The sequence below is a fragment of the Stenotrophomonas maltophilia genome (genome assembly GCF_004920835.1).
Lineage (GTDB): Bacteria > Pseudomonadota > Gammaproteobacteria > Xanthomonadales > Xanthomonadaceae > Stenotrophomonas > Stenotrophomonas maltophilia_AQ.
The window spans coordinates 112038-126915 of record NZ_QFHO01000009.1; the positions used below are offsets into that span (position 1 = coordinate 112038).

Consider the following 14878-nt stretch of genomic DNA (forward strand, 5'->3'; position numbering starts at 1 on the left):
TGGCGTTAAATCCATGTGATTTTCATCGGGCGCTGGCGTGTCAGCGGTATTCGATAAATGATATGGCGCCATTATCCGCTTCTTTATTTTCTGACTACCTGCACAGTTTTATGTATTTGGATCGGTCCATATATAAAGTCCCGTAAAGTTTCCCGTCGCTGCGCCGCCATCGAACGTACGGCCACGATCAAGGGAATTGAGATGCTTGCCTTACGTAATCTCCGTGTGGGATCCCGGCTTGGCGCCGGCTTCGGTCTGCTGCTGCTGTTCATCATGGCCATCGTCGGCCTCGTGCTGTATGGAAATCACCTGAAGTCCGCCCAGTTCGAGAAAGTGGTGGACGTCAACATGGTGAAGATGCGTTTGTTGAATGACATGCTTGATACCAACAACGCGGTGCTGATGCATCGCCGCCTGATGGTGATCAAGCGTGGTGACGAGTTCGACAAGGATTACCAGCGTGCCCAGGAGTTGTCGCGGACCTATGACGGTATCTGGGCCAAGTACATCAAGATTCCGCGTGATGCTACCGGCGACACCCTGGTTGCACGCATCGAGGCCGCCCGCAAGGCCACCGATGCGTCAACCCAGCAACTGCATGAGCGCATGAAGTCCGGGGATTTTGATGGCGCAGCGAAGGAGCTGCTGGCCGAGCACGGATTGGCAACGGCCTGGAATGAATCCATTTCGGCCCTGCTGCGCCATCAGGAAACGCTGACCGAACGCAGCCGCGAAGAGTACCGCGCAACAGAATCGTGGACCGGCACGCTATCGATCGCGTTCGGGGCACTGAGCCTGTTGCTGGGCACGTTGGCGGCCTGGGCGATCACCCGCAGCCTGACCCGCCCGCTGGAAGGAGCGGTGAAGCTGGCCGATGGCATCGCCAATGGCCGTCTGGACAGCAGCATCGACGCCACCGGCAATGACGAGGTGACCCAGCTGCTGAAGTCGATGCAGCGCATGCAGGCACAGTTGCAGTCGGTGATGGCGGCACAGGGCGAGCTGGCCCGCCAGCACGATGCCGGCAGCCTCAGCTACCGCATGGATGAAAGCGCGTTCCCCGGCGACTACGGGCGCATGGTGCACGAGACCAATGCGCTGGTCGGCTCGCACGTGCAGGTGCAGAACCGCTTGATCGAGGTGATGAAGCACTACGCGCGTGGCGACCTGTCGGTGGACATGGATCCATTGCCCGGCGAGAAGGCGGCGATCACCCAGGCGATGGATGAGACCAAGAGCAGCCTGTCGGCGATCAACAGCGAGATCCGCCGCTTGGCAACCGCCGCTGCGGCAGGTGACTTCAGCCTGCGTGGTGACGAGGATCGCTTCGCCTACGATTTCCGCGACATGGTGGCGGGGCTCAATCGCCTGATGCAGACCACCGACGAGAACCTGGTACAGGTCTCGACCCTGCTGCAGGCCATCTCGCGCGGTGACCTGACCGTGCGCATGCAGGGCGATTTCCATGGTGTGTTCGCGCGCATGCGTGATGACTGCAATGCCACGGTCGATCAGCTCAAGCAGATCGTCGGTCGCATCCAGGCCAGTGCATCCAGCATCAACCTTGCGGCAGGTGAGATCGCCTCGGGCAACACCGACCTGTCGCGGCGTACCGAGCAGCAGGCGGCGAACCTGGAAGAGACGGCGGCATCGATGGAGGAGCTGACCTCCACCGTGAAGCAGAATGCCGAGCATGCACGCCAGGCCAACCAGCTCGCCATCGGCGCGCATGGTGTCGCCTCGCAGGGCGGCGAGGTGGTTGGCCAGGTGGTCACCACGATGACGGCCATCGAGGCGTCGTCGAAGAAGATCGCTGAGATCATCTCGGTCATCGACGGTATCGCGTTCCAGACCAATATCCTGGCGTTGAACGCCGCGGTGGAAGCCGCGCGTGCCGGCGAGCAGGGCAGGGGGTTTGCGGTGGTTGCCAGCGAGGTACGCACACTGGCGCAGCGTTCGGCAGGCGCGGCCAAGGAGATCAAGGGCCTGATCGAAGACTCGGTCGGCAAGGTCGCCGACGGATCGGCCCTGGTCCGCCAGGCCGGCACCACGATGGGTGAGATCGTGGCCTCCGTGCAGCGGGTGACCGACATCATGGCCGACATCTCCGCCGCCTCGCAGGAGCAGAGCTCGGGTATCGAGCAGGTCAACCAGGCGGTGGTGCAGATGGACGAGACCACCCAGCAGAACGCGGCCCTGGTGGAAGAAGCGAGCGCCGCCGCACGCTCGATGGAGGAGCAGTCCAACCTGCTGGCCGAGGCGGTATCGGTATTCCGCACCGGCGCAATGACGGCCGCAGCTGCGGTACGCCCGGCCTTGGCTGCAGTGGCTGCCACTGTTAGCCCGGTGCGCCGTTCTGCACCGCTGTCGCCACGCATCGAACCGACGCTGGCGGCCAATGCGGGCGGCTGGGAAGAGTTCTAGCAGGGTTGAAATGCCGGCAGGGAGACGGCGCCCATCGCGATGGCTGATCGCGATGGGCGCGAATTTTCTTCCTGAACGGCTGATGGCCGATGAAGTGGCGGACACATGCATTTCACTTCCGGTTGCCAACCGCGGGAGGAAACTTGTGCCATACCGGACCTCAGGAGATGGCCATGAAGACTTCGACCCGATTGCTTGTGCTGGGCACGCTGCTGGCGGCATCGTCCGTTGCCGGCGCACAGACCTACGGACCACGTGATGAAGGACGCAAGTTCAATGACGGCAGCCGCGTGGTCTGCAAGAACGTGGAAGTGCAGCGCAACTCGCGCGACCCGAACCGCATCACGGGTACCGCGACTGGCGCCGTGATCGGTGGCCTGCTCGGCAACCAGGTCGGCGGCGGCAACGGCAAGAAGCTGGCCACCGTGGCGGGTGCCGTCGCCGGTGGTGCGGCGGGCCGCCAGATCCAGGGCAACAGCCAGCAGAAGAATGGTGATCGCGTGGTTGAACGCCGCTGTGAGCGCGTCTACCGCTGATTGATCGACCCGTCACCCCTTCCACACTGCAGTACTCGGACGCCGGCCCCACGCCGGCGTTCGTCGTTATGCAAAAAGGGGACGGAGGGGATTAAGTCGCAATCCCCCAACCGGCCGCTTACGACTTAATCCCCTCCGTCCCCTTTTTTGCGAGGAGGCGCCAGGCGGCGAGGGCACCGTAGAGCAGCAGCAGGGTGCTGAGGGTGATCAGCTCGTGGCTGACTTCCGCAAGACTGGCATCCATCTGGTTCAGGCGCACCATCAGGTTGATGCCCGAGGTGGTCGGCAGCAACTGCGCCAGCCAGACCAGCGGTTGCGGCGTCATCACCGCCGGCCACGACAGGTTGGCCAGGAAGAACAGCGGGATCGAGGTGGCAATGATGTACTGGAACGCACGCTCGCGGGTGCGGAAGAAGCTGCCGACGAACAGGCCGAACGCCACCGTGGCGGCGATGAACAAGGTGCCGCCCAGCAGCTGGCCCAGCGGGTTGCCGCCGCGCGGATAGTCCTGCACCCAGGCGGTGAAACCGGCGTAGTAGAACAGGCCGAACAGTCCGATCAGGCCGAAGCCCAATGCCATGCCCCCCAAAGTCGGGAGGTCGAAGCGCAGTCGCCGGCCGAGTGCGAGGCGGCGGCCGCCGAGCAGGACGCCGATGCCCATCAGCAGCGTCTGGTGCACGATCAGCTCGGCCACGCCGGGCACGATGGCGCTGCCGTAGCCTTCCTGGGTGTTGTACAGCGGGCGCTGCACCAGGGTGATCGGTGGTGCCTGCGGCGCGCCCATGAAGGCGGCCTGGCCGACCACGGCGTCACGCCCGAAGGCACCCAGTGCATCGGCCACGCTGCCCAGCACCCAGCTGGCGCGGCCCAGGTAGGCACCGTTGCCGAGCAGCACCAGCTTGGCAGGATGGCCGCGCAGGATGTCGCGCTCCAGGTTGGCCGGGATCAGCACGACGCCTTCGGCGTGGCCGGCTTCCAGCTGTTGGCGTGCGCTGTCGATGTCGGCCGGTTGCCCGACCACGCGCGCGACCCGCAGCGCATCGAGCTTGCGCAGCAGTTCGCGGCTGGTCGCGCTGTGGTCTTCATCCACCACCAGCACCGGCAGGTTGCCGGCCACCTGGTGGCGGTATGCGGCCGGGTAGAAGAACGAATACAGGATCACCGCGCCGACCATCACCACGATCGCATAGCGGTCGCACAGCACCGCCATCAGGGTCTGCCGCAGGCTGCGCCACAGTGCGCTCATGCGTCGGCCCCTGCCGGTTGTGCGGCCTCGGGCGCACGCGCGAAGGCGATCAGGCGCAGCCCACCGATGCCGCCGGCTACGACTGACATCAGCAGCAGCGTGGCCAGCGGCCACGACGAGACCAGCAGCGGCGAACCGATGAACTGCTGCTGGGTCTGCAGCTTGATGTAGGCGCTCAGTGGCAGCAGCTGGTGCCAGATGCGGGTGAACAACGGGCCGTCCAGCACCGGGAAGGTCGCGCTGGAGAACGCCAGCGCGGTGCCGATGCTGAGGCCGACCGCGGACAGCGCGGTGCCCATGTCGCGGGTGACGCCGACGAAGAACAGCGCGTAGGCGGCGGTAGCCAGATAGAACAAGGGTTGTGCGAGCAGCAGCAGGAGCACGCTGCCCGCCACGCCATCGCCGCGCAGCCAGGCGAGGTAGCCGATGCCGAGTGCGCCATACACCGAGAACAGCAGGATGTATGGCGCGACCTTGCCGGCGATCGCCGGCCACGGCGTGCGGCCCAGCCAGGCGCGCAGGGTGCCGTCGCGGATCTCGCGGCCGAGGCTGCCGGCCACGGCAAGCGCCAGTACCAGTGACAGTACCGCCGGGAAGATCAGCGGCAGCAGGAACAGTTCGTAGCTGCGTGCAGGGTTGTAGAGGATGTCCGACTGCACCGCGATCGGCACCGCACGCAGCTTGCCCGGGCCGACCTGCAGGCCGATGCGCTCGCGCAGCAGGCGCGCGTTCCAGGCCGAGACCGCGTCGCCGATATCGCGCGCAGCGGATTGTCCAGTGGTCATGTAGGTAGCGTTGTAATAGGCGAACACCGTGCCCTGGCGGCCACGCAGCGCCTGCCGGGTGACGTCGCGCGGCACCAGCACGATGGCGAACACGTCCAGGCTGCGCAGCTGCGAGCGTGCGTCTTCCAGGTTCGCCGGCTGGCTGGCGATGCGCACGCCGGGACTGGCATCGAGCATACGCAGCAGCAGGCGGCTGTCGCTGCTGTGGTCGAGGTCGACCACGGAGATCGGGATGTCGCGCATCACCGAGGGCGTGAACATCCACGCCATCACGGCCAGCATCAACAGCGGCAGCAAGGTGACCAGCATCAGATCGGCGCGGCTGCCGCGCAGCGCACGCAGTTCGCGCCGCCAGGAGCCGGCGAAGCCGCCGCGGTCGGGGCTCAGTGCTGGGGCCATGCGAACAGCACGCTCATGCCCGGGCGGAAGCCCTCGATGCGGCGTACCGGGCGCACCCGCACCTCGAAGCTGCGGACGTCGTAGCCGGACGACTGGCGGGTGGTACGCCAGGTTGCATAGTCGCCGGCCGGGTTGATGAAGTAGACCTCGAATTCGCCGTCCTGGCCGAGCGCCGGCACGCTGCCGCGCAGCTTGCTGCCGACCTTCAGGCCCTGCATCTGCGATTCGCGCAGGTTCATCGCCACCCACATGCGATCAATGTCGACCAGGGTGAACACCGGGTAGCCGGCCGGCACCAGTTCGCCCGGGTCGGCCATGCGCTTGTTGATCTCGCCGGCCACCGGTGCGCGCCCTTCCACCTCGACACGCGCAGCGTTGACTTCGGCCACCGCGCCCTGTGCCTGCTGCACCTGGCCCTGCGCGGCACGCTTGTCCTGCTCGCGTGCACCGGCCAACGCCATGTCGTACTGCGCGCGGGCGGCACGTGCCAGTTCGCGCGAACTGGTGGCCTGGGCATGCGCTTCATCGCGCTTCTGCCGGGTCATCACTCCTTCGTTGAACAGGTTCTGCACGCGCCGGTAGGTGGCTTCAGCCAGCGTCGCACCGGCTTCGGCCCGCTTCCAGTTCGCTTCGGCTGCGCGGATGTCTTCGCTGCGCGCGCCTTCGTCGGCCTTGTCGGCCACCGCCTGTGCGGCGGCCAATGCACCGTGCGCCTGCTGTTCCTTGGCGGCCACTTCGGGGCTGTCGAGCAGGAACAGCACCTGCCCGGGCTGCACGCGGTCGCCCTCGCGCACCTTCAGCTCGGCCACGCGCGCGGTGATCTTGGCGGCCACGTTGATGGTGTCCGCATCGGCCATGCCCTGGATCTGGTCGCCTGGGCTGCGCCAGGCCAGCCACAGGCCGAGCACCACCACGACCAGCAGCACCACTATCAGGATCGGTCCCAACCGGCGCTTGCCCGGGGGCGTCGTCGCATCGTCGTGCAGCACATCACTCATGGTCGATCACCTCGTCCGCACGGCGCCGGAATTCTTCGAAACGGTCCATCTGTCCACTTATCTCCAGCAACTGTGCCAGCGCAATATCGTATTGATAGGCGGCCTGCGCGCGCTCGACGCGGGCGCCGCCGAGGCCGAGCCGTGCATCGATCACATCCAGCGAGGTGGCCTGGCCCTCGCGGAACGCCAACTCCTGCAGGCGCAGGTTTTCCTGTGCCTGGGCAATGCTGCTGTCGAGCAGCACGTACTGCTGACGCGCGGTTTCCAGCTCGTTCCAGGCCTTGCGCACGCCCAGCGCGACCTGGTTCTCGGCCTCACGCAGGCCCGCTTCGGCCTGGTCCTGCTGCGCACGCGCGGCGCTGATCTGCGCCGGTCGCGAGTTTGGCGACAGGAAGGTGTACTTCAGGCCGATGCCGAACGCCCAGTCCGGATCGGTCAGCATCTCGTCGCGGCGACGGAAGTCGTACTGGCCGAAGGCGAAGATCTGCGGTTTCAGCTTGGCCTGCTGCACGCGCACGCCCTGTTCGGCCTGCGCCACCATCGCCCGCAGGCGTGCGATCTGCGGCTGGCGTGCCTGCGCGGTGCGCTCGAAGCTGGTGACCGGATCCAGCGGCACGCGCTGCACGAACAGCGGTGATACCGGCTGTACTTCGCCACCACTGCGCAGCAGTGTGGCCAGCGCCGCCTTCAGCGTGGCCAGGTCGTTCATTGTCTTCTGGTACTCGCGCTCGGCCTTGTCGCGGGCCACGGTGGCCTGCAGGCGCTGTGCACGGGTGGCGAAGCCCTCACGTTCCAGCTTCTCCGCGTCGGACAGGTGGCGGTTGAGGCCATCGCGCACGTCGCGCCGCACCTCCACCGCCTGCTCGGCCAGGCGCTGGCCGAAATAGGCCTGGGCCAGCTGCACGGTCAGCGATTGGCGTTGAGCCTCGCGCTCGGCGCTGGCCTGCTCGTGGGCAGCGCTGGCGGCACGTTGCGCGGCCGGAATCACGCCGCCGGTGTACAACGGCAGCACCGCAGTGACCACGGGCCGGGTACGCCAGTCGCGTTCGGTGAATGACAGCGGCGAGTCGATGCCATAGGCCTCGGCCACCGGCGCCAGCGAACCCAGTGGCAGGGTGAGGGTCTTCTGGAACTGCAGGCGGCGTACCTCGCCGGTGATCTCCGGCAGGCGCAGCAGGCGCGTGGCTTCCTGCAGGTCCTGCTTGTTGCGTACGGCGGCATCGGAGGCGGCCAGTGCGTCGGAGACCTGCTCCAGCCGCTGCCGAGCCTGTTCCCAGTCCAATGCGGGTGCATCGGTGAGAGTCTGCGCCGCTGCAGCCAGTGGCAGGCAGGCTGCCAGCGCCAGCGCGGCCTTCGCGCAGTGCATCCTTGTACGTCGGCCGATCACGCCCATGCCGTCCCAATGGTGAAGAAGTGCGCAAACGGTAGTGCGCGCGGCGTGAAGCCCGGGTCTGCGGTCATTGGATTGTCCTCATCGTAGGGTGCCGCTGGCCGCAGTGCGCAGTGCCTGGGTGATGTGCTGCAGCGTGCTTGAGCGTACGGCGGCATGCTGCCAGTACAACGGCACATCGAGCCAGCGGCGGGGTTCCAGTACCACCACGCGGCCCGCGCGCACGGCGGGCGCGACCAGGGTTTCCGGGGCCATGCCCCAGCCGAGTCCGCACCCAGCGGCTTCGACGAAACCGGTGGAGGAAGGCAGGTAGTGTAGCGGTGGCTGCAGGCGGGCGCGGGTCAGGCGCCGCACGAAGCGCCATTGCAGTTCATCCTTGCGGTTGAACACCAGCATCGGTGCGCGCGCCAGTGCCGCAGCCTGCATGCCGTCGCTGAAGTACTGGCGGGCGAAGCCGGGCGAGGCGACAGCGTGGTAGCGCATCGCGCCGAGCGGGTGCACGTTGCAGCCTTTCACCGGCTGGCTTTCGGCGGTGACCGCGCCGAGCACGCTGCCATCGCGCAGCAGCTGCAGGGTGTGATCCTGGTCGTCCATGCGCAGGTCGAACAGGTAGCCATGGCGCTGGTGCAGTTCGGCGATGGCTGGCACGAACCAGGTATCAAGCGAGTCGTCATTGACCGCCAAGGGGATCGGTGTGCGCGCGGCATCGCTGCCGCGTTCGGGCAACAGCTCGGCCAGTGCCTCGGCCTCCAGCGCCTGCATCGGCCGTACCCGGCGCAGCAGCGCTTCACCTGCGGCGGTGGGCCGGCACGGTGCCTGGCGCACGACCAGCACCTGGCCGAGCCGATCCTCCAGTGCCTTGATCCGCTGCGAAAGTGCCGACGGGCTGATCGACAGGCGGCGTGCCCCAGCCTCGAAGCTGCCCTCTTCCAGCACCGCAGCGAAGGCGGCAAGTTGCGGATGTACCAGGTCCACGCGGAAGCCTCTTCAGTTTTTCTGCACAGGATAAAGAAAAAACAGATTGTCTTAACAGGACCGTTGGCCGCACCCTGCGCGTCCCTTCACTGCCTGGCCCGTCCCTGATGTGGATTGCCGCTACCGCCGCCGGCCTGTTCGCAGGCGCCGGCCTGATCATCGCCATCGGTGCGCAGAACGCCTTCGTGCTGCGCCAGGGCCTGCAGCAGCATCATGTGGGAACAGTGGTACTGGCCTGCGCCGGCGCAGACATCATGCTGATCCTGGCCGGCGTGGGCGGGATGGGCGCGCTGGTGCTGCAGTGGCCGCTGCTGCTGCAGGTGCTGCGCTTCGGTGGCGCGGCATTCCTGCTCTGGTACGGCCTGCAGGCGGGGCTGCGTGCGTGGCAGGGTGGCAGTGCGCTGGCCGCCGCCAAGGCGCAGGGCGGCAGTGGACGGCAGGTGCTGATGACCTGCCTGGCCTTCACCCTGCTCAACCCGCACGTCTATCTGGATACCGTCGTGCTGCTGGGCAGCCTGTCCACGCGTTACCCCGGCGATCTGCGCTGGGCCTTCGCCGCCGGTGCCTGCGTTGCAAGCGTGGCCTGGTTCTGCACATTGGGCTATGGCGCGCGCATCCTGCAGCCGGTGTTCCACAGGCCGGCTGCGTGGCGTGTGCTCGACGCAGGCGTGGCGGTCTTCATGTTCTGCCTCGCCACGCTGCTGCTGTTGCGTCCGCTCTCGCCATGAGTGCATGACGCACGCCGGTGTTGCGTGTGTGTTCCACCGATACGGTTCACGCGGCCGGGTGCTGCGCGTTTGAGTTGTACCCCGTGCATATGCTGATCACAGCGGGAGCTCCCATTGCAGGCGAAGACCGGGCACGGAACGTCGGATGTTGCGAAGTACCTGCGATCCGCCTTCGTCGAAACGCCACTGGCCGGTCTCGAGGTCCTGCGCCAACAGGTTCGAGGCGGTCAAGCGCAGCTTGCCGCGCCGTTCGCTTGCGTACTGCGCCCAAGCCTCCAGCTCGCGTCGATAGGACGTGATGTCCAGCTCGCTCAGGCTGTAGCGTATTCTGCCTCCGCTGCGATGGGTGTACGCCAGGCCACTGCTCCAGCGCGATGAAATGCGGTAATCGAGCGACGCACTGGCGGTGAATGGCACCTGGTCTTCGATCCGATTGTCAGGCCCGGGAATATCCCTGACCCGGGAGTGGTTCCAGGTGGCGTTGCCGCGCAGCTCGATATCCGGACCTCTGCGGTACAGACGAGCCAGCGGCATCCTGCCATCCATTTCGATTCCCCAGGCCATGGCGCGCGTACCGTTGACCGGCGTCGATAGCCAACGCCCTTCACGCAGGATGGTTTCATTGCGGATCGGCGCGTCGATGCGGCGCAGGTAACCGCCGATGCTCCCCTGTGTATCTTCACGGCCATGCATTTCCCAGGCCGCATCCAGACCCCAGGCCAGCTCCGGACGCAGCGCTGGATTCCCGATCTCGTCGGGGTTCAGTGGGCGGTTGTTGGTGGAGGTATACGGCCGCGGGACCAGTGAGCGCAGCGCCGGTGCGCGGAAACTGCGGCTCAGTGATACCCGTAGCTGGTCCTTGCCCTTTGCGCGCTTCCAGAGACCCTGCAGGACCGGCGTGAAAACGTTGGCCCGGTGACGCATCGCAGCGAAGCCACGCCCTTCGCTGCGGGTCTGCAGTTGTTCCCAGCGACCGCCGACATAGAAGGCGCTGCGCGTTCCCAGTGGGAACTCGTCCTGCGCATAGACGGCGATGCGGTGCAGGCGCGCATCAAAGGAAAGGTCGCTGATCGTCGATGGTTCATCCGGGGAATACCGGAGTTGCTGCAGGCGTGATTCGCGGCGCGAATCCATGCTGCTTTCGGCACCGACCTGCAATGTATGGCGACCCCGCGCCGGCAGAGTCCACTGCACGCGGGTAGTGCCGCCCAGCACATGCAGCTGCGCATCGGTGCGATCGAGAAGGTTGTCCTGCTGCCCCGCATCCTGTCCCTGCTCGCGGAAGCGGTAGTTTTCGCGGTTGCCATCCAGTGCCAGACGCAGGTTCAGGCTGCCGCCGTCCGGTAGCTCCTTCTCCCATTCCGCGCTGGCCTGGCCCTGGTCAAGGCGCAGGCGCGTGCGCTGCTGGTAATGTGGAGTACGCAGTTCCGCACCCAGCGCCGTTTCCCAATCGATGTACATGTCGCGACGGAAGTCGGATGCATCCACCAGGGCCTGCAGTGAAAGAGTGGTGTCCTCGCTGGTTCTGAGCGTCAGTGAGGGGGCGAGCGAGACGCTGTCACGATGCCCGGTGGCGCGCAGGCGGGATTGTCGATGCAGCAACGGCGCGCCAACACCATCCCAAGCATCTTCTCTGCTGCGTTCCTCCACCAGGAAGCCACGGGCAGTAGCTGTGGCGGTCAGTGCAAGATCTCGGTCCAGGCCGGCATGGGTCTGCCGCCAGCTTGCCGATGGGGTGCTGCGACCCTGATTTTCGGCCCATGAAAGTGTCAGTCGCTGGCTGTCTTTTGCAATCGGCGCGCGGGTGACGATGTTGAGTGTACCGGCGACGGCACCCATGCCCTGGTCAGCAGTAGGCGCGCGCAGGATTTCGATGCGCTCGATCAGATCGGTGGCCAGCGAGTCCAGGCTGAAGCCAGCGGGCGTACGCTGGCCGTCCAGCAGGATCTGCGTGTAGCCGGTGCCCAGGCCGCGTAGTGATACGCTGCCTGGGCGGCCCGGAGCACCACTGGAAACGCTGATGCCGGGCAAGCGCTTGAGTGCCTCCAGCAGGTCGGTGTCGCCATGCCGTTGCAGTGCCTCGCGGTCCACCACGATGCGACTCGCGGTGTCGTCACGGCGAGCATCGTAACGCTCGGCTTGGACGTGCACTGCATCCAGATCGGTCGTGTTTGAAGGGGCGGGTGTCGTTGGTGGAAGGGCCGCAGCATTCGCTGGCGCCATCAGGCAGCCAATAGTGAGCCACATGCCAGTGTGTGGCCGCAGCGTTGTCGGGGAAGGCGATGATCGTCGCATGGTCGTGCAGTTCCTTTGTCACGGCGGGACAGCGGGCCGCAGCAGGTCCTCCCGCGGCCGGGTATCGAAACGATGCATGGAGGCGGCGGCAGAGCGCCGATCAGTGCATTACTGCAGCCAGTCCTGGGGGTCCACTCGTGTTCCGTTGCGCAGCAGTTCCATGTGCAGGTGTGGGCCGGTGGTGCGCCCCGTGTTGCCGCTGCGGGCGATGGGATCGCCCCTGCGCACGCGCTGGCCTGGCTGTACGGCGAAGTCCTGCAGGTGCGCAAACAGCGACTGCCAGCCAGCGCCATGATCAATCACGACAACCGTGCCGTAGTTGGCGCCATCGGGATAGGCGTGGGTGGCAGCGATCACTGTGCCGTCGGCGGGGGCGAGCACGGCGGTGCCTCGGCGCGCGGCGAAGTCGGTGCCGCGATGGGCGCGCTGGCGGAAGTCGGAAACATGACCGAATACGCTGGTAACCCGCGTATTGGACAGCGGCGCAGCGAATGAAGGGGCTGGCGGCAGCGCTTCTTCCAGGACTGTTACTGATGTGACCGGCAATGGCAGCGGAAGAGACGGCGGCCCTGCCATCGCGGCGGCTTGGACGGTGGCCAGACCGACCGTGCAGGCGGCGCCCAGCGCGACCAGCAGCAGGACGCTGGTGATACCGGGGCGGCGACCCGCATCGCCCTGCAGCATATGCTGCAGGCGTAGCTGGTGGCCGCCGAAATCGCGATGGGTCAGGGCACTGGCTGGTTGCTCTCCCGTAGCATGGCGAAGTGTCTGGATATAGGCGTGGGCCAACAGGCGGCCATCGTTGCTGGCGCCCCCCTCGGCCAGTGCACGCGCATCGCATTGCAACTCGGCGGCCAGCTGCACGCGCGCGGCAATGCGTCGTACGAACGGATTGAACCAGTACAGCGCACCGACCAGTCGCATCAATGCAGCGCGCTGGGGATCGCGGCGCTGCAGATGGGCCGCCTCATGGCCAATGACCAGGCGTAGCGTTCGATCCGGCAGGGCCAGGCTGGCCGCCGGCAGGATGATCTGTGGTTGCGGCCTGCACAGGGCAAACGGCGTGCCGTTGCCGGCTACAAAACGCAGCGCGACCCCTTTCTGCTGCAGCTCCCGCATGATCTGGCGCGATTGCGGTCCCGGCAGTTGCATTGACTGCAGCGGCTGACTCTCGCGCAACAGGGCGCGCAGCCGGCGGCTGGCCAACGCCCACCGAGCGAGGGCCAGCAGGGCCCCTGCGATATGGACGGTCAGCAGCAGTGGCGTCAGCCAGGCCATCAAGGGTTCGGTCGCCGCGAGTGCAGGCAGCTGCACGGACAGCAGTGCGCCGGTGCCGCTGTCCAGCGCAACCGGCAATGTGCTGGACAGCTCCTGCAGCGGCGCGGCCTGCATCGGCAGCATCAGCGCCAGCAAGGGGGGCAGCACAGCGCACAACCACGCCCCCAGCCAGAAACGCGCCGACGCATGCGAGAGCCCGAGCTGGCGCTGCAACAGTTGCGCGCCGTACCAGACCAGGCCAGCCCCGAACAGGCTTGCAGTGAGGCTGATCATCCACAGGCCGGTTGATGACAGGCTCATGGCTGGTCCTCGTCGCCCTGGAGCAGCAGCGCCTGCAGTTGCTCGATTTCCTTGTCGCTCAGCAGGCGGCTTTCGGCGAAGGCCTGGGTCGGCAGCGGCCCGTCGATCTCCAGTACGCGGCGAGCGAAGTCGGCACTGAGTGCGGCCAGGGTGGCCACCTTGCCGACCTGGGCGCTGTAGACATTCAGGCCGTGCTGGCTGCCCTCTTTCACCAGCCCCTTGTCGACCATCCTTTCCAGCGTCTTGCGCGTGGACGAATACGACCAGTCCAGTGCAGCAGCTGCCGCGTTGTGCAGTTCACGCGCACTGCAGGCGCCATCGCGCCACAGGCACTTCAACAACTCCAGTTCGGCGTTCGAAGGTGTTGGGGGGCGGGGCATGGCCAGACCTGTGCGTGCGATTGATGTCGCGAGTGTGCGACATCTGTCGCATGTCATGCAAGAGGGGCATCGAGGCGAGGAAGTACTGAGGTCAGTCGATCGCCATCCGGTCGATGACGCACAACGGCGTTTCGCCGGGGCGCAGGGTCAATACGCGCACGCCGCTGCGGGTGACCGCCACGGTGTGCTCGAACTGCGCCGACAGCTTGCCGTCGCGGGTGTAGACCGGCCATTCGTCAGGCTGTTGGCGGATGGCCGGCTTTCCCTGGTTGAGCATCGGTTCGATGGTGAACACCATGCCTTCTTCCAGCACCATGCCGGTATTGGAATGGCCGTAGTGCAGGATCTGCGGTTCCTCGTGCATCTCCTGGCCGATGCCGTGGCCGCAGTATTCCTTCACTACGCTGTAGCCGTGGCTGCGCGCATGGCGGGCGATGGCGTGGCCGATGTCGCCCAGCCGCGCACCAGGACGCACGGCGGCAATTCCTTTCCACATCGCCTGGTAGGTGGTCTGCACCAGCCTGCGCGCGGCGTAGTCGACCTCACCGACCAGATAGGTGGTGCTGGAGTCGGCGATGTAGCCGTTCTTCTCCAGGGTGATGTCGAGGTTGACGATCTGGCCGCTGCGCAGCACGTCGGTGGAGCTGGGCACGCCGTGGCAGATGACGTTGTCGATCGAGGTGTTGAGCACGTACGGGAAGCCGTACTGGCCCTTGCTGGCCGGCCGCGCCTGCAGTTCATCGACGATCATGCGTTCGACGAAATCGTTGATCTCCATGGTGCTACGGCCCTGCAGCGGCAGCCGGTCGAGTGCGGCGAACACCTGCGCCAGCAGGCGGCCGGATTCGGCCATCAGCGCGATCTCGTCGGGACGCTTGATGATCGCCATTGGCTCAGGCCCGGCCCGGCGACAACAGCGGCGGCTGCACGCCCGCCGCCCGCAGTTCGCTGGCGACGATGTCCTGGAAGCTGAGCGTGGGGTTCAGCTCGCACAGCATGCCGACCCTGATCCAGAAATTGGCCTGGGCATTGATCGAGCGGCTGGAAACGGTGCAGGCACGGCGCAGCTGGTCGTGCAGGGTGTCATCGATGTTGACGATGCCCATGGGCGGTCCTGGAGGAGTCGATATACGAAGCGTATACG

At 66.2% G+C, this 14878-nt stretch carries 13 protein-coding genes; 3 read left to right on the plus strand and 10 right to left on the minus strand.

The window, feature by feature from the left end; all coding sequences use genetic code 11:
- The first annotated feature begins 201 nt into the window (after positions 1-201).
- Together DI041_RS08960 and DI041_RS08965 are read left to right on the plus strand one after the other, a co-directional pair.
- Positions 202-2424: a methyl-accepting chemotaxis protein gene (locus tag DI041_RS08960; RefSeq protein ID WP_046983260.1), complete on the plus strand. Its 2223-nt coding sequence runs from the start codon at positions 202-204 to the stop codon at positions 2422-2424.
- A 167-nt stretch (positions 2425-2591) separates the two neighbouring features.
- Positions 2592-2960 carry a glycine zipper 2TM domain-containing protein gene (locus DI041_RS08965; protein ID WP_032127541.1) on the plus strand — a complete coding sequence of 123 codons (369 nt, stop codon included), beginning with the start codon at positions 2592-2594 and terminating at the stop codon, positions 2958-2960.
- Between the two features lie 118 nt (positions 2961-3078).
- On the opposite strand, the gene DI041_RS08970 is transcribed toward DI041_RS08965, so the two are convergent.
- The 5 genes from DI041_RS08970 to DI041_RS08990 all read right to left on the minus strand — a co-directional run bounded on the left by DI041_RS08970 (position 3079) and on the right by DI041_RS08990 (position 8753).
- Entirely contained in the window at positions 3079-4206 is a 1128-nt protein-coding gene (locus DI041_RS08970) for an ABC transporter permease (RefSeq protein WP_046983259.1), read from the minus strand.
- Positions 4203-5390: an ABC transporter permease gene (locus DI041_RS08975; protein ID WP_136638317.1), complete on the minus strand. Its 1188-nt coding sequence runs from the start codon at positions 5388-5390 to the stop codon at positions 4203-4205. Before DI041_RS08975 ends, DI041_RS08970 begins: the two co-directional genes overlap by 4 nt.
- A complete protein-coding gene (locus tag DI041_RS08980) occupies positions 5375-6388 on the minus strand; it encodes an HlyD family secretion protein (RefSeq protein WP_136638316.1) in 1014 nt (337 codons plus the stop codon). The genes DI041_RS08975 and DI041_RS08980 overlap by 16 nt, the downstream gene beginning before the upstream one ends.
- Positions 6381-7781, minus strand: coding sequence for a TolC family protein (locus tag DI041_RS08985; RefSeq protein WP_136638315.1), 1401 nt, complete (start codon positions 7779-7781; stop codon positions 6381-6383). Before DI041_RS08985 ends, DI041_RS08980 begins: the two co-directional genes overlap by 8 nt.
- 78 nt (positions 7782-7859) lie before the next feature.
- On the minus strand, positions 7860-8753 hold the full coding sequence (locus tag DI041_RS08990) for a LysR family transcriptional regulator ArgP (RefSeq protein WP_136638314.1): 894 nt from the start codon (positions 8751-8753) through the stop codon (positions 7860-7862).
- 107 nt (positions 8754-8860) lie between these two features.
- Here DI041_RS08990 and DI041_RS08995 point away from each other — a divergent pair, with 107 nt between their 5' ends.
- Entirely contained in the window at positions 8861-9481 is a 621-nt protein-coding gene (locus DI041_RS08995; RefSeq protein WP_136638313.1) for a LysE/ArgO family amino acid transporter, read from the plus strand.
- Between the two features lie 96 nt (positions 9482-9577).
- Here the strand turns inward: DI041_RS08995 and DI041_RS09000 are convergent, their stop codons facing one another.
- The 5 genes from DI041_RS09000 to DI041_RS09020 form a co-directional block, all read right to left on the minus strand.
- Entirely contained in the window at positions 9578-11632 is a 2055-nt protein-coding gene (locus DI041_RS09000; RefSeq protein WP_248298430.1) for a TonB-dependent receptor plug domain-containing protein, read from the minus strand.
- A 252-nt stretch (positions 11633-11884) separates the two neighbouring features.
- Positions 11885-13354: a M23/M56 family metallopeptidase gene (locus DI041_RS09005; RefSeq protein ID WP_136638311.1), complete on the minus strand. Its 1470-nt coding sequence runs from the start codon at positions 13352-13354 to the stop codon at positions 11885-11887.
- Positions 13351-13734 carry a BlaI/MecI/CopY family transcriptional regulator gene (locus DI041_RS09010; RefSeq protein WP_046983251.1) on the minus strand — a complete coding sequence of 128 codons (384 nt, stop codon included), beginning with the start codon at positions 13732-13734 and terminating at the stop codon, positions 13351-13353. Before DI041_RS09010 ends, DI041_RS09005 begins: the two co-directional genes overlap by 4 nt.
- Positions 13735-13825: 91 nt before the next feature.
- Positions 13826-14617, minus strand: coding sequence for a type I methionyl aminopeptidase (map, locus tag DI041_RS09015; RefSeq protein ID WP_211195183.1), 792 nt, complete (start codon positions 14615-14617; stop codon positions 13826-13828).
- A gap of 10 nt (positions 14618-14627) precedes the next feature.
- The gene (locus DI041_RS09020; protein ID WP_136638309.1) at positions 14628-14840 is read right to left on the minus strand and encodes a ParD-like family protein; all 213 of its coding nucleotides are present in this window, start codon (positions 14838-14840) and stop codon (positions 14628-14630) included.
- Positions 14841-14878 lie beyond the last annotated feature (38 nt).